Annotated in this window: 24 protein-coding genes; 15 read left to right on the top strand and 9 right to left on the bottom strand. The window is 69.5% G+C overall.

The window, feature by feature from the left end; translation table 11 throughout:
• Window positions 1–23: 23 nt before the first annotated feature.
• Window positions 24–521, top strand: coding sequence for a YkvA family protein (locus ACZ5BU_RS17745; protein ID WP_465700104.1), 498 nt, complete (start codon window positions 24–26; stop codon window positions 519–521).
• Here the strand turns inward: ACZ5BU_RS17745 and ACZ5BU_RS17740 are convergent.
• Window positions 505–762: a hypothetical protein gene (locus ACZ5BU_RS17740; protein ID WP_465700102.1), complete on the bottom strand. Its 258-nt coding sequence runs from the start codon at window positions 760–762 to the stop codon at window positions 505–507. The genes ACZ5BU_RS17745 and ACZ5BU_RS17740 overlap by 17 nt on opposite strands.
• An 82-nt stretch (window positions 763–844) precedes the next feature.
• Between ACZ5BU_RS17740 and ACZ5BU_RS17735 the strand changes: the two genes are divergently transcribed.
• Entirely contained in the window at window positions 845–1,720 is an 876-nt protein-coding gene (locus ACZ5BU_RS17735; RefSeq protein WP_465700101.1) for a LysR family transcriptional regulator, read from the top strand.
• Here ACZ5BU_RS17735 and ACZ5BU_RS17730 read toward each other — a convergent pair.
• On the bottom strand, window positions 1,717–2,430 hold the full coding sequence (locus tag ACZ5BU_RS17730; RefSeq protein ID WP_465700100.1) for a TetR/AcrR family transcriptional regulator C-terminal domain-containing protein: 714 nt from the start codon (window positions 2,428–2,430) through the stop codon (window positions 1,717–1,719). The genes ACZ5BU_RS17735 and ACZ5BU_RS17730 overlap by 4 nt on opposite strands.
• A gap of 29 nt (window positions 2,431–2,459) precedes the next feature.
• On the opposite strand from ACZ5BU_RS17730, the gene ACZ5BU_RS17725 reads away from it, so the two are divergent.
• Together ACZ5BU_RS17725 and ACZ5BU_RS17720 are read left to right on the top strand one after the other, a co-directional pair.
• Window positions 2,460–3,533: an FAD-dependent oxidoreductase gene (locus tag ACZ5BU_RS17725; RefSeq protein ID WP_465700099.1), complete on the top strand. Its 1,074-nt coding sequence runs from the start codon at window positions 2,460–2,462 to the stop codon at window positions 3,531–3,533.
• 9 nt (window positions 3,534–3,542) lie between these two features.
• A complete protein-coding gene (locus tag ACZ5BU_RS17720) occupies window positions 3,543–3,902 on the top strand; it encodes a hypothetical protein (RefSeq protein WP_465700097.1) in 360 nt (119 codons plus the stop codon).
• A gap of 3 nt (window positions 3,903–3,905) precedes the next feature.
• Here ACZ5BU_RS17720 and ACZ5BU_RS17715 read toward each other — a convergent pair whose 3' ends face one another.
• Window positions 3,906–4,445 (bottom strand): RNA polymerase sigma factor, encoded by a 540-nt coding sequence (locus ACZ5BU_RS17715; protein ID WP_465700096.1) that lies wholly within the window; start codon window positions 4,443–4,445, stop codon window positions 3,906–3,908.
• A gap of 41 nt (window positions 4,446–4,486) precedes the next feature.
• On the opposite strand from ACZ5BU_RS17715, the gene ACZ5BU_RS17710 reads away from it, so the two are divergent.
• Together ACZ5BU_RS17710 and ACZ5BU_RS17705 are read left to right on the top strand one after the other, a co-directional pair.
• Entirely contained in the window at window positions 4,487–5,497 is a 1,011-nt protein-coding gene (locus ACZ5BU_RS17710; protein WP_465700095.1) for a serine/threonine-protein kinase, read from the top strand.
• 17 nt (window positions 5,498–5,514) lie between these two features.
• Window positions 5,515–6,111 (top strand): hypothetical protein, encoded by a 597-nt coding sequence (locus tag ACZ5BU_RS17705; protein WP_465700093.1) that lies wholly within the window; start codon window positions 5,515–5,517, stop codon window positions 6,109–6,111.
• On the opposite strand, the gene ACZ5BU_RS17700 is transcribed toward ACZ5BU_RS17705, so the two are convergent.
• The 4 genes from ACZ5BU_RS17700 to deoC are packed head-to-tail and all read right to left on the bottom strand — an operon-like array spanning window position 6,105 to window position 10,397.
• A complete protein-coding gene (locus ACZ5BU_RS17700) occupies window positions 6,105–7,118 on the bottom strand; it encodes a S66 family peptidase (protein ID WP_465700091.1) in 1,014 nt (337 codons plus the stop codon). The genes ACZ5BU_RS17705 and ACZ5BU_RS17700 overlap by 7 nt on opposite strands.
• Window positions 7,119–7,121: 3 nt before the next feature.
• A complete protein-coding gene (locus ACZ5BU_RS17695) occupies window positions 7,122–7,967 on the bottom strand; it encodes an aldehyde dehydrogenase family protein (protein WP_465700089.1) in 846 nt (281 codons plus the stop codon).
• A gap of 19 nt (window positions 7,968–7,986) precedes the next feature.
• Window positions 7,987–9,423, bottom strand: a complete 1,437-nt coding sequence (locus ACZ5BU_RS17690; protein WP_465700087.1) for an aldehyde dehydrogenase family protein — start codon at window positions 9,421–9,423, stop codon at window positions 7,987–7,989.
• A gap of 5 nt (window positions 9,424–9,428) precedes the next feature.
• A complete protein-coding gene (gene deoC, locus ACZ5BU_RS17685) occupies window positions 9,429–10,397 on the bottom strand; it encodes a deoxyribose-phosphate aldolase (RefSeq protein WP_465700085.1) in 969 nt (322 codons plus the stop codon).
• Between the two features lie 45 nt (window positions 10,398–10,442).
• On the opposite strand from deoC, the gene ACZ5BU_RS17680 reads away from it, so the two are divergent.
• The 4 genes from ACZ5BU_RS17680 to ACZ5BU_RS17665 all read left to right on the top strand — a co-directional run bounded on the left by ACZ5BU_RS17680 (window position 10,443) and on the right by ACZ5BU_RS17665 (window position 13,613).
• Window positions 10,443–11,003 (top strand): PH domain-containing protein, encoded by a 561-nt coding sequence (locus ACZ5BU_RS17680; protein WP_465700083.1) that lies wholly within the window; start codon window positions 10,443–10,445, stop codon window positions 11,001–11,003.
• Window positions 11,004–11,029: 26 nt separating this feature from the next.
• Window positions 11,030–11,926 (top strand): alpha/beta hydrolase, encoded by an 897-nt coding sequence (locus ACZ5BU_RS17675; protein WP_465700082.1) that lies wholly within the window; start codon window positions 11,030–11,032, stop codon window positions 11,924–11,926.
• 134 nt (window positions 11,927–12,060) lie between these two features.
• Window positions 12,061–13,005 carry a neutral zinc metallopeptidase gene (locus tag ACZ5BU_RS17670; RefSeq protein ID WP_465700081.1) on the top strand — a complete coding sequence of 315 codons (945 nt, stop codon included), beginning with the start codon at window positions 12,061–12,063 and terminating at the stop codon, window positions 13,003–13,005.
• A 158-nt stretch (window positions 13,006–13,163) separates the two neighbouring features.
• Window positions 13,164–13,613: a hypothetical protein gene (locus ACZ5BU_RS17665; protein WP_465700079.1), complete on the top strand. Its 450-nt coding sequence runs from the start codon at window positions 13,164–13,166 to the stop codon at window positions 13,611–13,613.
• Window positions 13,614–13,643: 30 nt separating this feature from the next.
• Here the strand turns inward: ACZ5BU_RS17665 and ACZ5BU_RS17660 are convergent, their stop codons facing one another.
• Window positions 13,644–15,269, bottom strand: coding sequence for a phospho-sugar mutase (locus ACZ5BU_RS17660; protein ID WP_465700077.1), 1,626 nt, complete (start codon window positions 15,267–15,269; stop codon window positions 13,644–13,646).
• Between the two features lie 9 nt (window positions 15,270–15,278).
• Window positions 15,279–15,740, bottom strand: coding sequence for a gamma-glutamylcyclotransferase (locus ACZ5BU_RS17655; protein ID WP_465700075.1), 462 nt, complete (start codon window positions 15,738–15,740; stop codon window positions 15,279–15,281).
• A gap of 31 nt (window positions 15,741–15,771) precedes the next feature.
• On the opposite strand from ACZ5BU_RS17655, the gene ACZ5BU_RS17650 reads away from it, so the two are divergent.
• The 5 genes from ACZ5BU_RS17650 to ACZ5BU_RS17630 all read left to right on the top strand — a co-directional run bounded on the left by ACZ5BU_RS17650 (window position 15,772) and on the right by ACZ5BU_RS17630 (window position 19,734).
• The gene (locus tag ACZ5BU_RS17650) at window positions 15,772–17,151 is read left to right on the top strand and encodes an NAD(P)H-quinone dehydrogenase (protein WP_465700074.1); all 1,380 of its coding nucleotides are present in this window, start codon (window positions 15,772–15,774) and stop codon (window positions 17,149–17,151) included.
• Between the two features lie 68 nt (window positions 17,152–17,219).
• Window positions 17,220–17,561, top strand: coding sequence for an ArsR/SmtB family transcription factor (locus ACZ5BU_RS17645; protein ID WP_465700072.1), 342 nt, complete (start codon window positions 17,220–17,222; stop codon window positions 17,559–17,561).
• Window positions 17,562–18,050: an SRPBCC family protein gene (locus ACZ5BU_RS17640; protein ID WP_465700070.1), complete on the top strand. Its 489-nt coding sequence runs from the start codon at window positions 17,562–17,564 to the stop codon at window positions 18,048–18,050.
• Window positions 18,050–18,715 carry a dihydrofolate reductase family protein gene (locus ACZ5BU_RS17635; RefSeq protein ID WP_465700068.1) on the top strand — a complete coding sequence of 222 codons (666 nt, stop codon included), beginning with the start codon at window positions 18,050–18,052 and terminating at the stop codon, window positions 18,713–18,715. The genes ACZ5BU_RS17640 and ACZ5BU_RS17635 overlap by 1 nt, the downstream gene beginning before the upstream one ends.
• Before the next feature lie 86 nt (window positions 18,716–18,801).
• Window positions 18,802–19,734, top strand: a complete 933-nt coding sequence (locus ACZ5BU_RS17630; protein WP_465700067.1) for a hypothetical protein — start codon at window positions 18,802–18,804, stop codon at window positions 19,732–19,734.
• Window positions 19,735–19,758: the final 24 nt, after the last annotated feature.

The raw sequence follows: 19,758 nt of genomic DNA, 5'->3' as shown, positions 1-19,758 counted from the left end.
CGAGCTGGCTCTACAGTGGAGGAATGGTGTACATCGGTGGGGTGCTCGGCCTGATCGGGCTGTTGACGTTGCTGTTCCGGGACGGCGACGTGGTCGGGCTGCCCGCTGTCGGTGTCGGCGTCGGGCTGCTCGTGCTCGGTGTCGGTCTCGGTGCGCTCGGTGTACTGCGGCGGCGGGCGATCCGGCGGCGGAAGATCGCCCGCGGTGAACCGGTGCCGGTCGGGAACGTGTTCGAGCGCGCGCGGGCGCTGCCCCGGTTGCTCCGCGACGTCCGTCGTGGCGCGTACACCGACCTGCCGCGGAACCGGACGTTCCTGTGGCTGCTCGCGCTGGTCTACCTGGTCTCGCCGATCGACATCCTGCCCGACCTCCTCCCGATCATTGGCGTCACCGACGACGCGGGCGTCTTCATGTGGCTGCTGACCAGCGTCTCGACCGCCACCGGCCTGTACCTCCGCAAGGAACGCGAGCAGCTCCCGCACCGGCCGCCGACCGGCCGCAGATCTACCGACGGCGGCTGACCCACTCCGCGACGTCCTCGGCCGCCTCCTCGGGATGCTCGTAAGCGAATCGCTGCAACGGATCGGCGGGTGGCTCGTCCGACTCAAGTCGGTTGGCTGCAGCAACCAACTGCTGGGCGGCCGCCAGTACGCGCGCCGCCTGCTCTTCGGCCTCCGTTGGGTCGTCCAACGAAACGACCGCCGCCGCCAGGTCCGCGACCTCGCAGGCCTGGTACGCCATCGCCAGCCGGGAGATATGCACCCTTCGAGGATCCGGGCTCTGCGGACACTCCACAATGCGCGATCCCCGTAGTCAGCCTCAGCCAGAGACGTAGGCTGAGCTTATGAGGTACGACCTCGACGATCTCCGGCTCTTCACTCATGTCGCGGCAGAAGGCTCGATCACGGCGGGCGCGCGGGTGATGCATCTGAGTCTGCCTTCGGCCAGCGCGCGGGTCAGAGCCCTCGAAGCGCAGGCCGGCGTACCGCTCCTGATCCGCGAGCGCCGCGGCGTCCGGCTGACCCCGGCCGGTGCGACCCTGGCCCGGCACGCCCGCGAGGTACTGGCCGAGACGACCCGCCTGGACAGTGCGGTCGCGTCGTACGCCGTCCCGAGCTCGTCGCCGATCCGCCTGGTCGCAGGCGGCTCCGCGATGCACCAGCTCGTCCCGCAGGCGCTGGCCACGTTCCTTCGCGACCACCCGGAGTACGACGTCAACGTGAGTGAACGCCGTACCGTCCGGATGGTTCGCCTGCTCGCGGCCGGGGAGGCGGACCTCGGCGTCATCCTCGACGACGAGCCGACCCGGCTCCGGACCGAACCGCTGGCCGACGACTCGCTGGTCGTGATCGGCCAGGCGGGCGGCACGCTGTCAGGCCGGGAGTCGATCGCGTACGCCGAGGTCGCCGAACACCCGCTGGTCGGGCTCGACCGGAACTCCCCGCTCAGCCAGTGGATGGACGACCGCCTCGGCCCGCACGCCCCCGCCCCGCGGTACCGCACCCTCGTCCCGACCCTGCACGCGCTGATCACACTCGCCACCGCGGGCGCCGGCCTGGCCGTCGTACCCCGGCGGGCCGTCGACCCGAACGCCGACGTGCACATCTGCCCACTCGAGGACGCCTGGTCGAGCCGACGGCACCTGCTCTGCTACGCCACCGACGCCCCTGAAAGCGCTCACCTCCTCGCAGCCCACCTGCACGCGGCAGCGGAAGGCTAACCGTTTCGGATGCCGGCGATCAGGTAGTCCAGGCCCAGGTCGAAGATCTCCGCGGCGGTCCGGTGCCGGGCGTCGTGGACCCATTCGGACAGCGCGGGATAGTTGCCGGTAGCAAACATTCGGGCCAGGTACGGGCCGGTCGCCCGCTGGAACTCGCGCCGGTCGAGACCGCTCGCGCGTTCGGCCCGGCGTTCGGTGATCTCCTTCCGGACGGCACCGACCAGATACACGTTCACCGTCTCGAGCGCGCCGGTCAGCGCGTCGAGGTCGTCGAGGCCGGTGGATCGCAGCGCGGACAGGCATGCCTCGGTGTGCGCGAGGGTGGACGGGCCGAAGCGCGGGCGGCTGCCGAGCAGGTCGGCGAACCACTCGTGCCGCAGCGCGACGTCGCGGATCCCGGTCGCGATCGACCGCAGTACGGCGTCCCAGGTCGGGCCGGCCGGCGCCGGGAGTTCGGCGTACACGGCATCGACCATGAGTTCGAGCAACTCGTCCTTGGTGTCGACGTACCGGTAGAGGCGCATCGGGCCGGCGTCCAGGGCGGCGGCGACCTTCCGCAGCGAGACCGCCTCCAGGTCCGCGGCGTCGGCCAGCTCGATCGCGGCCCGGACGATGCGCTCGCGGCTCAGCGGGCTCGGGCGCCGGCGCTCGGACGGCTCGGGTCGCTCCCAGATCACGCTCACGAGTTCGGACGATACACCGATCCGCATCGATACAGTGTATCGTCGGAGTTGACTTGATGATCGCGATCATCGGCGGCGGCCCCGGAGGCCTCACGCTCGCGCGGATCCTGCACGTCCACGGCATCGACTCGGTTGTGTACGAACGCGACGCCGGGCCGGACGCTCGCACTCAGGGGAGCATGCTCGACCTGCACACCGACACCGGTCAGGCTGCCCTGCGCGCGGCCGGCCTCGAGCAGGAGTTCCTCGCGGCCGCGCGCCGCGAAGGGCAGGATCTGCGGATGCTGGACCACACCGGCACGATGCTGCTGCAGGAAGACACCCCGGACGACGCGCCGATGCTGCGCCCGGAGATCGACCGCGCCGAGCTCCGCGACCTGCTGCTGCGATCGTTGCCCGAGGGGACTGTCCGCTGGGGGAGTACCTTCACGCACGCGGACGGGAAGCTGGTGCATTTCGCCGACGGCAGTACGGCGACGTACGACCTGCTCGTCGGCGCCGACGGGGCGAACTCCCGGGTGCGGGCGCTGCTCACCGACACCGAGCCGTCGTACGAGGGCAAGGTCATCGTCCACAGCTTGATCCGGGACGCCGATCGCCGGCAGCCCGAGCTGGCCGAGATGGTTGGCCGCGGCAACTACTGGGTGTTCGGCCCGGACCGGATGCTCGGCGCGCAACGGAACGGGAACGGTGTGATCCAGGTCAGCATCTCGATGCGTACGGCGGCCGACGCGGATCCGGCGGCCGTGACGGAGCTGCCGGGTGAGTGGGCGCCGCAGTTCCGGCGGTTGCTCGCTGCGTGCGACGAGCCGTTCGCCGTACGTCCGACGTACCTGTTGCCGATCGGGCTGCGGTGGGCGCGGCGGTCGGGGGTCACGTTGCTCGGGGACGCGGCGCATCTGATGCCGTCGCACGGCGAGGGGGCCAACCAGGCGATGCGTGACGCGGCCGAGCTCGCGGCGGCGATCGCTGCGCATCCGGACGACCTGGATGCGGCGCTGGAGGAGTACGAGCCGGCGATGTTCGCGCGGACCGCGGCGGTGGCGAAGCGTTCGGCCGAGGTGGCGGAGATGATGTCGCCGCCGGATGCGGCGCAGAAGGTTCTGCGGTTCTTCGGGGCGGTCGAATAGGTTGGGGGTGTGGACATCCCGCTGCAGGCGTTCGAAGCCCTTCTGCACAGCCCGAACGTGCCGACCGTCTGCCGGGCGCTGAACATGTACCAGGTCGCCGCGGCCTACACGCAGCTGAGCGGCGGCAACCCACTCGAACCTCTCGCGGCCGACGTACGCCAGGTCGCGCTGGAGATCCTGTCCCGCCCACCCGTCGAAGCAAGCGAAGACATCACCACCGCCTTCGACCACATCAGCGCCCTCAACGTCCTCACCACCCTCGCGGAGCCCGCCGACCTCGAGCTGATCACCACGGTGCTCGAACGCACACCCCACGACGAAGTACGCGCCGTCGCCGCCCTGGCGGCGAAGACGGCGCGGCGGGGGTAGCGGTCAGCGGACGGTGAGGCGTTCGGCTACTGCTCGGCGGGCTTGGTGGATGCGGGCTTTGACGGTGCCTAGTGGGACGTCCAGTTCGTCGGCGATTTCGGCGTACGAGAGGGCGCCCAGGTCGCGGAGGACGAGGGGCTGGACCAGTTGGGGGTGGCTGGATTCTAGGGCCTCCAGGGCCTCCAGCAGGTCGAGGCGGGAGCCGGCGATGACCGAGGTGGTACGCGGGTCCACGGCTTCGGGGAGTACTTCGGCGGACTGTTCGACCGAGCGGCGTTTCAGCGACCGGTAGGTCTGCCGCGCCTGGTTGGTGGCCACGATCGTGACCCAGCCGGCGAAGCTGCCGGTGCCCTTGAACGTGTGCACCTTGTTCGCCACCTGGAGCAGTGTGTCCTGGACCGCCTCCTCCGCGTCCTCCCGGTACGGAAGGAACTTGGCCACCCGCCGCTGCACCTGCGGCCGGATCGCCTGCAGAAGTTGTGGAAGCACCGACTGGTCCCCGGCGGCCGCACGGGCTCCGAGTTCTTCCACCTCTTCGGTCATGCTCCCCCTTCTGGACTGGTTTGTGACCGACAATAGCCGGGATGGATGTCATCGGGCGGTATCGGTTACGGGACAAGATCGGCGCGGGTGCGTTCGCAACCGTCTGGCGGGGGTACGACGACGACCTGGACGTCGACGTCGCCGTCAAGGTGCTGGCGGACAACTGGGCGTCGCGGGCCGACGTCCGCGAACGTTTCCTGTCCGAGGCGCGGCTGATGCGCCGGATCTCCAGCGACCGCGTGGTGCGCGTGTTCGACCTGGGCAAGCTCGACGACGGCCGGCCGTACTTCGTGATGGACTACGTCGGCGGCGGCACCCTCGGCGACGTACTGCGGCAAGGCCCGCTCGACGCGGTGGACGCGCTGTGGTGGGGCGCCGACCTGGCGCGAGCGGTGGCGGCGCTGCACAACGAGGGCGTCGTACACCGCGACGTCACCCCGGCGAACCTGCTGCTCCGACCAGGTGACGAAGCCGGCGGCGGTACGCACCGGATCGTGCTCGCGGACCTCGGCCTGGCGAAGCGTGCGGCCGAGGCGTCCGGTCTGACCCAGGCGGTCGGCACGCCGTCGTACATGGCGCCCGAGCAGAGTCGTGGCGACGGCGGTTTCGACGAGCGTGCGGACATCTACGCGGTCGGCGCGGTCACGTACGCCCTCATCACCGGGCATCCGCCGTACTCCGCCGGATCGATCGGGGACGTACTGAACCGCGACCCGGACCTGCCGCCGCCGAGCCTGCGTTCGGTGCTGCACGACTCGGTCGGGCAGCTCGACGAGGTGTTCACGCGGGCACTCGCGTACCGGGTGTCGGATCGCTGGGAACGCGCCGACTCGCTCGCCGACCGGTTCGAGGCCGAGGCGTTCCGGCTGGAACGCGAGGCGCCGCTGCGCGCGGCCGAGCGGACGACGATCACCGACGACGACCTGGACACCACCGTCGCGACGGACCCGCCGGTACGGCGACGACGCCGGCGGCGGGCGTGGTTCCTGCTCGCGCTGCCGGTGGTGTTCGTGGCCGCCGGCGTCGGCGGATGGTTCCTCTTCGGGCGCTGACTGCATAGAGTAGTCACATGGCTACTTACCGCAGTCTTGTGGTGGTTCTCGCCTTACTCGCCCCGACCGATCAGCCCGTCGCCACCTACGCCTGCCGCGCCGACACCAAGTTCGGCAAGCACACGGTCTCCCTGCGCCAGGGCATCGACGCGCAGGCTCCCGCGACCGTCCGCGCCAACACCCGCTTCACCATCGCCGTCCACTCGCAGCCCGGGTCGTTGCCCACCGAGATCAAGGGCTTCAAGCTCCAAGAGGTCCGAGACCTCACGCTCCGCATCCCCGTCCCCGCCAACGCCGCCTACGTCAGTGCGAGTCTCACCGGCGGCTCCGGCTTGAACTCCACCCCAACTGCGCAGTTGGACGGCAACACCGCAGTCGTCAAGGTGGCCGGTCCGATCCCCGGCGGCGCCGGCTTCCAGCTCCCGACCCTCAGCGTCAGACTGAAGTCGGGCCGCCGCGGCTCAACCATCGAAACGAGGCTGAAGGGCACCAGCTACGACGACCCCGGCCTCACCCTGACCGCGAAGATCAAGTGGAAGTTCATCACCACCACCGCACCGGTCGCCTGCTACCCGAACCCGAACCCGGCCCTGACCACGACCCGCGTTCAGTAGGTGACGGTGATCCGTTCCGCGGTGGGCTCGATGTGGACCTGGCCACCGTACGGGAGGGTGAGCATCGGATCGGTGTGGCCGATGTCGAGGCCCTTCACGAGGACCGCGTCCGGGTTGTACTCCGTGAGCGCGCGGTCGACCGCGATGTACTGGTCGGCGACGTACGCGACCGACTGCTCCGGCGTCAGCTCCTGGAACAGCGACCGCGACTTCGGACGGCCCCACAACACGGCGTCGAAGCGTTCGAGCAGGCCGCGTTCGCCCATGTTCCGGAGGATCCGGTACACGGTCTCGGCCGACGGCATCTCCTCGCTGGTCTCGCAGAACAGCACGCCGCCGTACGACTCGGTCGGCTGCATCCAGCGGTTCGCGGACAGCTGGAAGTCGAGGATCTCGAGGCAGCCGCCCCAAAGCCTCCCGCTCACCTCGCGCGACCCGCGCCACATCCAGCCGGTGCCGGCGAACAGCTCCGGCTCGGTCTCCAGGTTGGCCGGTACGTTCCAGTCGTGGTCGATGTCGGTCCACCCGGTGGCCGGTGTCAGCTCGAAGTCGCCGCCGGTGAACATTGCCGCACGCAACGATCGTTCGGTGTCCGGGTGCATCGCGCCGCCGCGGCCGAACTGGACCATCACACTGCCGCCGTAGTAGCCCGGCAAACCCAAGGAATAAAGGAAGTTCAGCAGGTTCGTGTTGTCGCTGTACCCGAAGAAGGGCTTCGGGTCCGCGCGGAACACCGCCGGATCGAGATGCTTCAGTACGGTGATCTGGTCGTCGCCGCCGATGGTCGCGAACACCGCGCGGATCGTGGGATCCGACCAGGCCGCGTGCAGGTCCGCGGCTCGCTCCTTCGGCGTGGTCCCGAACTTCCGGGTCGTCGGGTACTCGACCGGTTCCAGCTCGAAGTCTTCCCGGAGCCGGTGAAGACCCAGTTCGTACGGACCGGGGAAGATCGCGGGCAACCCGCGGGACGGCGAGACGATCGCGACTCGGTCACCTGGCTTCAGCACGGATCAGACTCCGATCGGGTGCCACACGGTCTTCAGTTCGAGGTACTGCAGGAGCCGCGACAGGCCCTGGTCCGCGGACCAGTCCTCCGGGCCGGGACGCCGTACCCGCTTCAAGTTCTCCGCCGCCGCGATCTCCAGGTCGCGGGCCTCCTCGTCCGAGGAGATCCCGCACAGGTCGATCGCGTTCACGTCCTGGTGCGACGCCAGCCACGGCCCGATCTCGGACGCGGAGCCGGTCAGGATGTTGACGACGCCACCCGGTACGTCGGAGGTCGCCATCACCTCGCCCAGCGTGACGGCCGGCAGCGGACGCTCGTACGACGAGACCGCCACGACCGTGTTGCCGGAGACGATCGCGGGAGCGATCACGCTGGTCAGCCCGAGCAGGCTGGAGTCCTGCGGGGCGAGGACGGCGACCACGCCGGTTGCCTCGGGCAACGAGAAGTCGAAGTACGGGCCGGCGACCGGGTTCGACGAGCCGACCACCTGGGCGAGCTTGTCGGCCCAGCCGGCGTACCAGACCCAGCGGTCGATCGCCTCGTCCACGACCGCGCGGGCCTTCGAGATCGACAGCCCCTCACCGGCGGAGACCTCGGCGCTGAACTGCTGGTGCCGGCCCTCCATCACCTCGGCGATCCGGTACAGCACCTGGCCGCGGTTGTACGCCGTCCGCGCGTGCCACCCGTTGAACGCCTTACGGGCCGCGACCACCGCGTCCCGGGCGTCCTTGCGGGAGGCCTGCGACGCGTTCGCCAGGAACTTGCCCTTGGCATTGTTCACGACGTACGTCCGACCGGACTCGCTGCGGGGGAAGGCGCCGCCGATGTAGAGCTTGTAGGTCTTGCGCACCTCTAGCCTCGGAGTTTCTTTAGTGGGCAAGGTAGGCCTCCAAGCCATGGCGACCGCCCTCGCGGCCGTAGCCCGACTCCTTGTAGCCGCCGAACGGCGACGTCGGGTCGAAGCGGTTGAACGTGTTCGCCCAGACCACGCCGGCGCGCAGCTGGTTCGCCATCCAGAGGATCCGGGAACCCTTCTCGGTCCAGATTCCCGCGGACAGCCCGAACGGGGTGTTGTTCGCCTTCTCGACCGCCTCGGCCGGAGTGCGGAACGTCAGCACCGACAGCACCGGGCCGAAGATCTCCTCGCGGGCGATCCGGTGTGCCTGCGAGACCCCGGTGAAGACGGTCGGCGGGAACCAGTACCCCTGCGCGGGCAGCTCGCACTCCGGCGACCAGCGCTCGGCGCCTTCGTCCTCGCCGATCTGCGAGAGTTCGCGGATCTTCGCCAGCTGGGCGGACGAGTTGATCGCGCCGATGTCGGTGTTCTTGTCCAGCGGGTCGCCGACGCGCAGCGTCTCCATCCGGCGCTTCAGCCGGCCGAGGACCTCGTCGTACACGCTCTCCTGGACCAGCAAGCGCGAACCGGCGCAGCAGACGTGGCCCTGGTTGAAGAAGATGCCGTTGACGATGCCCTCGATGGTCTGGTCGATCGCCGCGTCCTCGAAGACGATGTTCGCCGCCTTGCCGCCGAGCTCGAGCGTGACCGCCTTGTGCGTACCGGCGACCGACTTCGCGATCGCCCGCCCGACCGCGGTCGACCCGGTGAACGCGACCTTGTCGACGTCGGGGTGCTCGACCAGCGCCTGACCGGTACGGCCGGCGCCGGTGACGATGTTCACCACACCGGGCGGCAGATCCGCCTGCTGGCAGATCTCCGCGAACGCCAGCGCAGTCAGCGGCGTCGTCTCGGCCGGCTTGAGTACGACAGTGTTGCCCGCGGCAAGCGCCGGGGCGATCTTCCAGGCCAGCATCAGCATCGGGAAGTTCCACGGGATCACCTGGCCCGCGACACCCCACGGCTGCGGGTCGTCGCCGACCCCGGCGTACTCGAGCTTGTCGGCCCAGCCCGCGTAGTAGAAGAAGTGCGCGGCCACCAACGGGATGTCGACGTCGCGGGACTCGCGGATCGGCTTGCCGTTGTCCAGCGACTCCAGCACCGCGAGCTCCCGCGAGCGCTCCTGGATCAGCCGCGCGATCCGGAACAGGTACTTCGCCCGGTCCTTGCCGCTCATCGGGCCCCAGACCTTCTCGAACGCCTTCCGGGCCGCCTTCACCGCTTTGTCCACGTCGGCAGGACCGGCCTCGCTCACCTCGGCCAGCACCTCCTCGGACGCGGGAGACACGGTCTTGAACGGCTTCCCATCGGTCGCGTCGACGAACTGCCCGTTGATGAACAGCCCGTACGACGACTTGATGTCGACGATGGCCCGCGACTCCGGGGCCGGTGCGTACTCGAATCTGCTCATGCCTGTCAGTCCAAGGTGAAGTAGTCGGGGCCCGGGTAGTACCCGGTGGCCAGCTTGGTGCGTTGCATCAGCAGGTCGTTCAGCAGGCTGGAGGCGCCGAAGCGGAACAGTTCCGGGTCCAGCCAGTCCGGTCCGGCCGTCTCGTTGACGGTGACCAGGTACTTGATCGCGTCCTTCGCGGTCCGGATCCCGCCGGCCGGCTTGACGCCGATGTGCAGCCCGGTGGCCTCGTGGTAGTCGCGGACAGCCTCCAGCATCACCAGCGTGACCGGCAGCGTGGCCGCCGGGGACACCTTGCCGGTGGAGGTCTTGATGAAGTCCGCGCCGGCCAGCATCGCCAGCCAGGACGCCCGCCGGACGTTGTCGTAGGTGACCAGCTCGCCGGTCTCCAGGATCACCTTGAGATGTGCGTCACCCGCGGCCTCGCGGATCGCCGCGATCTCGTCGAAGACCATCGCGTACCGCCCGGACAGGAAGGCGCCGCGGTCGATCACCATGTCGACCTCGTCGGCACCGGACGCGACCGCGTCCTTGGTGTCCTGGATCTTGATCGCCAGGCTGGAACGCCCGCTGGGGAAGGCGGTTGCGACACTCGCCACGTTGATCCCGGAGCCCTCCAGCTCGCGCTTCGCGGTGGCGACCAGGTCCGGGTACACACAGACGGCGGCGACCTGCGGTGCGGTCGGGTCGGCCGGGTCGGGCCGTTTCGCCTTGGCACACAGGGCCCGTACCTTGCCCGGAGTGTCCTGGCCCTCCAGCGTGGTCAGGTCGATCATCGAGATCGCCAGGTCCAGCGCGTACTGCTTCGCGGTGGTCTTGATCGACCGGGTGCTCAGGGTGGCGGCCCGCGCCTCGGCGCCGACTTGGTCGACGCCCGGCAGCCCGAGCAGGAACCGGCGCAGCCGGTCCTCGGACGACGTCACGTCCGCCAGGGAGTCGACGCCACTGTCGAGGCCGCTGTCGAGTGTGGTCACCACGGCAGTCTAGTGCCGAATCTGAGCGCCGGTTACGTTGTGCGGGTGAAGTCGAAATCGCCGGAGAGCGAGCACTACCTGTCCGCGTCGAACCGGATCACCGGCGCGATCGTCGAAGTGATCGGGGCGCTCGGCCTGCTCGACATCGTGCTGGAATGGCGGACCGCCACCGGGTTGCTGGTCGGCAGCATCATCGCGATCTTCATGGTGCTGGCGTACGCCGCCCTGATCCGGCCGTCGGTCACGCTCAGTCCCGAGAACGTGCTGATCCGCAACCACCTGCGCGACCACCAGATCCCGTGGTCGAAGGTTACCGGCGTGGACGTCACCGACCTGCTCCGGGTGCACACCGACGCGAAGCGGTTCCGGGCCTCCGGCGTCCAGCTGGTGATTCGCGATCTCCGCAAGCAGCGGGTCGGCGGCCGCAAGCTCGCCGCGGACAACTCGATCTCGAAGGCCGACCTCGTGGTCGACCGGATCGAGAGCCACATGACGCAGTTCGCCGGCAGGTCCGAGGGCGAGGTGGTCAGCGAATGGGCGCGGCCCGAGCTGATCGCGATCGGCGTACTCGCCCTGATCGCCGTGGTCGCCGCCTTCGCCCGCTGACCCGGTGCCGGCGTCATGCTGAGGCCGTGCTGACCCGGCGTACGTTCGTCCGCACCGGTGCCGCGGCGGCGGTCACCGGTGTCGTCGCGGTGGCCGCGCTCGAGAGCGGTGCGATCCCCGGCCGCGGCCGGGTCCACGAACTGCTCGGGCTCACCGGCCCCGACGGCGTCGTGCCCGGCGTACCGGCCGGGCCGGTCGTCTCCGGTTCGTTCGCGTCACGCGGCCGCGGTACCGACGTCGGCTACAGCGTCGTCTACCCGGACGGGTACGCCGCGACCGCACGGCTGCCGGTGGTCCTCGCGCTGCACGGTCGTGGGGGCGACCATCGCTCGGCGGTGAACGACCTCGGCATCGACCGGTTCCTGACCTCGGCGGTCCGCAACGGTACGCCGCCGTTCGCCGTCGCCACCGTCGACGGCGGCCGGGACAGCTACTGGCATCGGCGGGCCGACGGCAACGATCCCGCGTTCATGCTCGCCCAGGAGTTCCTCCCGCTGCTCGCCGGCCGCGGCCTGGACACCAGCCGGTACGGCGTCTTCGGCTGGTCGATGGGCGGGTACGGCGCACTGCTCCAGGTCGCCCTGCTCGACCGGCAGCGGCAGGTCGCGCCGTCGGTCCGGGCGGTCGCCGTCGGCGCGCTCAGCCCGGCGTTGTGGCACCACTACGCCGACGCGCAGCCGGGGGCGTTCGACGATGCGGCGGATTTCGAGCGCAGCCAGGTGTTCGGCCGGCGGGTCGGTTTCCAGGACCTTGCGGTCCGGATCGACTGCGGGCGCGACGACCCGTTCGCCGGTGCGGCCCAGGATCTGCGGACCGAGCTGCACGCGGCCGGCGGGCAACAGCCGGGGCTGCACACCGGCGGGTACTGGCGGCGTATGCTCCCCGACCAGTTGCGGTTCCTCGGTACGAAGCTCGCGAACTGAGAGCGATCTCCAGCTGACTCCACGGGAACTGTGGCGTGAATCGCTGCGTCAGACCCGCTGTCCAAGCCCAGGTGAACCCCTGTGCACCCCAGGATTGGTCCGACAGGTCCCCAGACACATCGAGAGTGGAGCTCATGGTCAACCTCTCCCGTACCACCCTGCGTGGCATCGCAGCGGTCGGTGCCCTGGCCGGTTTCGCGGCCCTGGCGCTGCCGAACGCGCAGGCCGCACAGACCTCCAGCACGAGCACGACGGCCGTGGCCGAAACTGCGCCGCCGGTCGACGGCGGCGCGAAGGTGATGAGCCCGCCGCCGGCCGGCGACTTGCTGACCACCAAGTCGTCGCTGACGAACATCGTGCGCTACAACCGGATCTACAAGACGGGTCCGATCACCCCGTCGAAGTGCAAGGAGGTGAACGTCTCCCTGCGCACCGCTGCGGGTGTCGAGGCCTACATCTCCCAGCTGGACCGCTGCACCTACGCCTCGTGGGCGCTGCCGCTGAAGCAGGCCGGTGCTGCGTACAAGGTGGCGCCGAAGCTGGTCTTCCCGACCTCGTACAAGGTCAACTCGCCGTGTGGTCTCGACACCACGGGCCTCGCGTTCATGTGTGCCGCGGGCGGCAAGTCGTACATCTACTTCCCGGTCAACCCGGTCATCAACTACTGGAAGCAGAGCCCGACCTACGCCCGTGCGTACGCGAGCTTCGTCATCTCGCACGAGTACGGCCACCACATCCAGTGGCTGACCGGCATCCTGAACGCCTCCTGGGAGCGCCAGTACGCGTTCAGCACCTACGCCGCGAAGATGGAGGAGAGCCGCCGTCGTGAGCTGCAGGCGTCCTGCTTCGGTGGGGCTGTCCTCGGTGCGAACAAGAGGTACTACCCGTGGAGCGGCGGCCTGATGACGCAGCTCAACAACGTGGTCACCCACATGGGCGACCAGCCGGGTGGCCCGCGTGACCACGGCTCGCTCAAGAACCACGCGTTCTGGGTGACGTCCGGCTTCAACGCGAAGCACAGCTACACGATCGCCGGCAACTGCAACACCTTCAACGCGTCCTCGACGTACGTCGCCTGACGCAGTTCGTAACCCGGCCGCCCGGTACGCGTTGGCGTACCGGGCGGCTGTTGCGTTTTGGCGACACCTGCACGATCTGCGATCGTGCAGTTACGAGTTCCGGGTGCGGACGCCCTACAGTTCTGAGGTCGATCGTCGAACGGCAGGAGTCAACGACAGTGAACTACGACGAGTTCAACGCCGAGTACGCGAAGGTGCTGGACAAGATCAAGAGTGGCCGGTCCACCTGGTCGGAGTTGTCCGGGCACGTCACCCGGCTGCGCCAGGCGACCGCGGGCATCACCACGCCGGTGGAGCGCACCCAGGTCGACCACGACCTCGCGGCGCTCAGCCAGATGGTGGACATGTCCCGCCGCACCAACGACAAGGAGGACGTCTGGACGGTCACGTCCGACGCGATCCGCAAGGCCAGCAGTCAGGAGGGTACGGTCGCCGACCGGATCGCCCGGATCGAGGCCGCCATCAACGACATCTCCGCCCTGGCGAACCGGAACCCGGACGAGCGGGACGCGCTGATGCAGTCCACCAGCACGCTCCGCATCCTGCACTCGTCGCTGCAGAGCTCGCTGCACGCCGAACAGGCCGAAGCGGCAGCAGCTTCTCGCTGAAGCCCGGAACCACCCGCCAGGTGTTCCGAGCTAGATACCTGCCGCGGCAGCCAGATCGGTTTTGATGGCTGCCAACGCATCCGCCGCCTGCGTGCGGGCGGCGGCGACCTCGGTCGTCACCGGTACCACCACCTCGAGGTAGCACTTCAGCTTCGGCTCGGTCCCCGACGGGCGCACGACCACGCGTGCGCCGTCGGACAGCGTGTAGCGCAGCCCGTCCGTCGGGGGCAGCGACTCGGAGCCCTCACCCAGGTCGTCGATCCGCTCGACCGTATAGGCGCCCAGCGTCTTCGGCGGGGTCGCCCGCAGCCGCTCCATCGCCTTCCCGATCAGCGACAGATCCTCGACCCGCGCCGACAGCTGGTCGGTCGCGTGCAGGCCGTGCTTGACCGCGAGATCGTCCAGCAGGTCCACCAGCGTCCGGCCCGCGGCCTTCGCCTGCGCCGCCAGCTGCAGTACCCGGACCAGCGTCGACACGCCGTCCTTGTCCTTCACGGCCGCCGGGTCCACGCAGTACCCGAGCGCCTCCTCGTAGCCGAAGACCAGATCCGGTACCCGCCCGATCCACTTGAAGCCGGTCAGCGTCTCGACGTACCGGACGCCGTACGACGCCGCGATCTTGCCGAGCAGCGACGACGACACGATCGAGCAGGCCGCCACCCCGTCCGCCGCCGAGGACAGCAGGAACTCGCCGAGCAGACTGCCCAGCTCGTCGCCGCGGAGCATCCGCCAGCCGTTCACGTCCGGTACGGCGACCGCGCACCGGTCCGCGTCCGGGTCGTTCGCCACCGCGATGTCGGCGTTCATCGCACGCGCCAGGTCCAGCGCCGCGTCGATCGCCCCCGGCTCCTCGGGGTTCGGGAACGAGACGGTCGGGAAGTCCGGGTCCGGGTCGGCCTGGGACGCGACCACCTGCGGTATGGCGAACCCGGCGCGGGCCACCGCCGCCTCGACCAGGGTCCGCCCGACGCCGTGCAGCGGGGTGTACGCGACGTTGAGGTCCCGGGGCGCGTCGGCCGGTACCAGCTGGGCGATGCGGTCCAGGTACGCGTTCAGGAGGTCGTCCCCGGCGGTCTGCCAGTCGTCGCCGCGCGGTACGTCTTTGAGCGACCCGACTGCGGCGATCGCGGCCGCGATCTCGGCGTCGGCCGGCGGCACGATCTGCGAGCCGTCACCCAGGTAGACCTTGTAGCCGTTGTCCTGCGGCGGGTTGTGCGAGGCGGTCACGACCACGCCCGCGACCGCGTGCAGGTGCCGGATCCCGAACGCGACCACCGGCGTCGGTGCCGGGCGGTCGAGCAGTACGGCGTCCAGCCCGGCGCCGCGGATCACCGCCGCCGTGTCCTGCGCGAACACGTCCGACTTGTGCCGGGCGTCGTACCCGATCAGGACCGGGCCGTCGGTCAGGCCCTTCTCCTTCAGGTACGCCGCGAGACCGGCCGCGGCGCGGATCACCACCACGCGGTTCATCCGGTTCGGCCCGGCGCCGACGGCGCCGCGCAGACCCGCCGTACCGAACTCCAGGGTGCCGGCGAAGCGGTCGGCCAGCTCTTCGGTGTCCCCGGCCTCCAGGAGCCTGGTCAGCTCCGCACGGGTGTCGGGGTCGGGGTCCTCGCGCAGCCAGGCTTCGGCTGCGGCCTTCAGGTCATCGGTCACATGGGCACTCTAGTGACCCGACGACTGGCAAGGCCTGGACCGGATGTCCGCCACGTAGTCGTCGGGGGCGCCGGCCGCCTCCGCGGCCTCGGCGAGGATGCCCAGGTAGCGGGCGGAGGGCAGGCCACCCTCGTAGGCGTTCAGCACGTACATCCAGGCCAGTTGCTCGCCGTCGAGGGTCTGCACCCGGACCTGGATCTTGCTGTAGACGTCCTGGTCGATCCACTCCCACTCGTCGAGCCGCTCGACGTCCTTGGGATGTACGTCGTACAGCGCGACGAAGACCTGGTTGGCCGGGTTGGACGGGTCCTCGACGACGGTCGCCATCGCGCCCTCCCAGCCGAGCTCCTCGCCACCGAACGTCAGCCGCCAGCCGACGATCCAGCCGGTGCCGCGCAGGGGTGAGTACGGGCACCGCTCGGCCATCAGGTTCGGGTCCAGATTCGACGCAAACGCGGCGTACAGGGTCACGGAATCAGAGGATACGGAACAATGGCCTCTCGTGGCGCGAGTTGTGATCATCGGAGGCGGTCCCGGCGGGTACGAAGCGGCCAGTGCGGCTGCCCAACTCGGTGGGGAGGTGACGGTTGTCGATTCCGACGGGATCGGCGGTTCCGCGGTGCTCACCGACTGCGTTCCGAGCAAGACCCTGATCGCCACCGCCGAGGTGATGACCGAGGTCGAGGAGGCGGGCGAGCTCGGCGTCCGGCTGGACGACGGCGACGACGATCCGGCCAATTCCGTGCGTGTCGATCTCTCCGTCGTCAACAAACGGGTCAAGGCGCTGGCCGCCGCCCAGTCCTCGGGTATCAGCCGCCGGCTGGACCGGGACAAGGTGCGGGTGATCAAGGGCCGCGGCTGGATGGACGGACCCGAGACCGTGGTGGTCGGGGACGAGCGGCTGGACGCCGACGTGGTCCTGATCGCCACCGGGGCAAGGCCCCGCATCCTGAAGGGGTCCGAGCCGGACGGCGAACGGATCCTCACCTGGGAGCAGGTCTACGAACTCGAGGAACTGCCCGAGCGGCTGATCGTGGTCGGGTCGGGTGTGACCGGTGCGGAGTTCGCCAGCGCCTACGACGCGCTCGGGAGTGACGTCGTACTCGTGTCGTCCCGGGACCGGGTGCTGCCGGGCGAGGACGCCGACGCGGCGGCCGTGCTCGAGGACGTGTTCAAGCGGCGTGGGCTGACCGTGCTGAGCAAGTCCAGGGCCGAGTCGGTGAAGCGGTCGGGCGACGGGGTCGTGGTGACGCTGACCGACGGGCGCAAGGTCGAGGGTTCGCACGCGCTGCTGGCGGTCGGGTCGCTGCCGAACACCGACGACATGAATCTCGTCGAGTCGGGCGTGTCGCTGACCGACGGCGGGTTCGTGAAGGTGGACCGGGTGTCGCGGACGACGGCCCGTGGGGTGTACGCGGCCGGCGACTGCACCGGCGTACTGATGCTGGCCTCGGTCGCCGCGATGCAGGGCCGGATCGCGATGGCCCACGCGCTGGGTGATGCGGTCACACCGTTGGACCAGTCAACAGTCTCCGCCAACGTCTTCACCGCTCCGGAAATCGCGACCGTAGGACTTACCCAAGCGGTGGTGGACGCCGGCGGTAGCACCGCGTTGGTGGTGAAGGTCCCGCTGGCCGACAACGCCCGCGCCAAGATGCAGGGCGTCCGCGACGGCTTCGTGAAACTCTTCTGCCTCCCCAACACCGGCATCGTGGTCGGGGGCGTGGTCGTCGCTCCTCGGGCCAGCGAACTGATCCACCCCATCTCCCTGGCAGTAGGCGCCCGCCTGACCGTCGACCAGGTAGCGCAGTCCTTCACCGTCTACCCGTCGATCTCCGGCTCGGTGGCCGAAGCCGCCCGCCGCCTCCACCTCCGCAACTAGAAAGACCCGCGGACCGGTGGTGGTCGCGCTCGCCTTGACGTATGCCTATATGGGAATATGATGAGCGTATGGCTCGGGCTGCTACTACGTCGGATGTTTTCAACGCGATCGCGGAACCGCAGCGGCGGGAGATCCTGGTGCTGTTGCGGGCGGGGGAGCGGCCGGTCGGCGAGGTGGCCCGGGAGCTGGCGATCAGCCAGCCGGGTGCTTCCAAGCATCTGCGGGTGTTGCGGGAGGTGGGGCTCGTACGGGATCGGCAGGTGGGGAAGCAGCGGTTGTACGGGCTCGATGCCCGCGGGCTGCGACCGGTGCACGAGTGGACCGGCGGGTTCGAGCGGTTCTGGAACGAGAGCTTCGATCGCCTGGACGCCTACGTCCAGGACCTCAAGCAGGGAAAGCAGGAGGACTGAATGATGGGTACGACGGGGCGGCCGGCACGGTCCGCGACCACCGACCGGGAGATCGTCGTCTCCCGGGTCATCGACGCCGCGCCGGAGTTGGTGTTCGAGGCGTTCACCGAGGTCCGGCACCTGTCGCGGTGGTGGGGGCCGGAGGGGTTCACGACGACCACGCGGGCGTTCGAGTTCCGCGTCGGCGGCGAGTGGGACTTCCTGATGCGCGGACCGGACGGGACGGCCTACTCCGAATGGATCACCTGGACCGAGATCGCCGCGGCGGAGCGGATCGCGCTGCGCCACGGTGCGTTCCGCGACGACCCGGACGCCTTCGAGTCGGTGCTGACGTTCGAGCCGGAGGGCGCGGCGACCCGGATCGAGATGCGCACGGTGTTTCCGACCAAGGAACTGCGCGACGAGGCGGTCGAGAAGTACCACGCGATCGAGGGTGGCCGGCAGACCCTCGCCAGCCTGGCCGCGTACGTCACCGGGAAGGAAAGCTGATGGCAGGGAAAGTGTTCTTCAGTGTGTCGATGTCGCTCGACGGGTTCGTGGCGCCGGACGACGTGCCGCTCGATGTCGTCTTCTCGCCCGAGGGCCAGAAGGACCCGAGGGTCCAGCGCTGGATGGCGAAGTGGTCGGAGCTCCAGGCCTGGGTGTTCCCGCTGCGCTTCTTCCGGGAGAACCTGAAGCTCGGCGAAGGCGGCGAGGAAGGTCTCGACAACGACATCGCCCGCGCGACGTACGAGCGCACCGGCGCGAGCGTGATGGGCAAGCGCATGTTCGACGGCGGCGCCCTGGCCTGGCCGGAGGAGGCGCCGTTCCACACGCCGGTCTTCGTCGTGACGCACGAGAAACGCGATCCCTGGGAGCGGCCGGGCGGGACCGTCTTCCACTTCGTCAACGACGGCATCGAGGCCGCGCTCGACCTGGCCCGCGACGCCGCCGGCGACCGCGACGTTCGCCTCGCCGGCGGCGGCACCACGATTCTCGAGTACGTGAACGCCGGCCTGGTCGACGAGTTCTCGATCGCGCTCTCGCCGGTGCTGTTCGGCACCGGCATCCGCCTCTTCGAGGGCGTCGACGAGAGCCGGGTGGCGCTGGACCTCGTCCGCGCGGAGCCGTCCCCGCGGGCGACGCACCTCACCTACGCCGTCCGAGAGCGCTAGCGGCCCAAATCTCCCGCAACTTTGGTGGTCTGTACCGCATCGTGGAGGTTGAACACCTGAAAAGAGCCTTCCGAGAGGATTTCCTGATGATGCTCAGACGCACGTCCGCGGTGGCGGCCTCGGCCCTGCTGCTCGGCGGTGTCGCGACCACGGCGGCGAGCGCGGCCCCGACGGCTGCCACGGCGACGACGGCTGCCACGGCAACGACGGCGGCCTGCAGTATGACCGCCGCTTCGATCACCAGCGCCGGTGACATCGCCGGTACGGAGATCACGGCCACGTCCCCGGTCACCGCGAAGTACGGCAAGGGCCCGCACCTGTTCACTCCGGGGATCGCGAGGGCGGCCTCGACCTGGACGACGTCGCTCGACGTCCCGGCCGGCTCGACCACGTCCGGTGTCGTCGTACTGAACGACACGCTGTACTCGGCGTACTACTCCGACACGGGCGGTGTTCCGCCGACCGGCCTGAAGAAGATCGGGTCCGGCTGGAAGAGCTTCACCGTGGTCGAGTCGTCCTTCTGGGAGAAGTACGCCGGTTCGCTGGTGACGGCGAGCGCGCTGTACGGCCTCGACGGTGCTCCCGGGTACCTGCACCGCTGGGTGCAGGACGCGAAGGGCGTCAGGCACGCGTCGGTCGCGACCGGCTTCTCCGCGGTGAAGACGATGGCGCTGATCAGTGAGACGCAGGCCTACGACACGTTCCTGGCCAACACCAAGGGCGGCGCGCTGTACACGATCCGGATCCCGCGGACCTCGCCGATGAAGCCGATCGTGAAGAAGGTACGGACCTCGACCTGGGGCTCGTTCGAGTCGCTGGTCGCGGAGAAGTGCGGTGCGCAGGGCACGCTGCTGACCGCGATCGACAAGGACACCGGCTCGGCGTTCCTGTACGCCGTTGGGCACGCCAACGGTACGGCGACCGTGATCAAGGGACTGGGCAAGGTGCCCGGCACGTTCAAGGACCCGGTCTACTCCCTGGGTACCCCCGAGGGACAGCCGCCGCTGTTCGGCGAGTGATTACCTGACAAGGCCCCGGTGACT

Source organism: Kribbella sp. NPDC031520 (genome assembly GCF_055580825.1).
The sequence above is the reverse complement of the archived record's forward strand: the minus strand, read 5'-3'. Positions and strand labels throughout refer to the sequence as shown.

Excerpts from the sequence above, each read along its gene's own strand:
- ACZ5BU_RS17705 (WP_465700093.1), top strand. The coding sequence starts at position 5,515 with ATGGCTACTTACCGCAGTCTTGTGGTGGTTCTCGCCTTACTCGCCCCG.
- ACZ5BU_RS17730 (WP_465700100.1), bottom strand. The coding sequence starts at position 2,430 with ATGCGGATCGGTGTATCGTCCGAACTCGTGAGCGTGATCTGGGAGCGA.
- ACZ5BU_RS17745 (WP_465700104.1), top strand. The coding sequence starts at position 24 with ATGGTGTACATCGGTGGGGTGCTCGGCCTGATCGGGCTGTTGACGTTG.
- ACZ5BU_RS17640 (WP_465700070.1), top strand. The coding sequence starts at position 17,562 with ATGATGGGTACGACGGGGCGGCCGGCACGGTCCGCGACCACCGACCGG.
- ACZ5BU_RS17630 (WP_465700067.1), top strand. The coding sequence starts at position 18,802 with ATGATGCTCAGACGCACGTCCGCGGTGGCGGCCTCGGCCCTGCTGCTC.
- ACZ5BU_RS17715 (WP_465700096.1), bottom strand. The coding sequence starts at position 4,445 with ATGACCGAAGAGGTGGAAGAACTCGGAGCCCGTGCGGCCGCCGGGGAC.
- ACZ5BU_RS17725 (WP_465700099.1), top strand. The coding sequence starts at position 2,460 with ATGATCGCGATCATCGGCGGCGGCCCCGGAGGCCTCACGCTCGCGCGG.
- ACZ5BU_RS17645 (WP_465700072.1), top strand. The coding sequence starts at position 17,220 with ATGGCTCGGGCTGCTACTACGTCGGATGTTTTCAACGCGATCGCGGAA.
- ACZ5BU_RS17710 (WP_465700095.1), top strand. The coding sequence starts at position 4,487 with ATGGATGTCATCGGGCGGTATCGGTTACGGGACAAGATCGGCGCGGGT.
- ACZ5BU_RS17670 (WP_465700081.1), top strand. The coding sequence starts at position 12,061 with ATGGTCAACCTCTCCCGTACCACCCTGCGTGGCATCGCAGCGGTCGGT.
- ACZ5BU_RS17735 (WP_465700101.1), top strand. The coding sequence starts at position 845 with ATGAGGTACGACCTCGACGATCTCCGGCTCTTCACTCATGTCGCGGCA.
- ACZ5BU_RS17635 (WP_465700068.1), top strand. The coding sequence starts at position 18,050 with ATGGCAGGGAAAGTGTTCTTCAGTGTGTCGATGTCGCTCGACGGGTTC.
- ACZ5BU_RS17690 (WP_465700087.1), bottom strand. The coding sequence starts at position 9,423 with ATGAGCAGATTCGAGTACGCACCGGCCCCGGAGTCGCGGGCCATCGTC.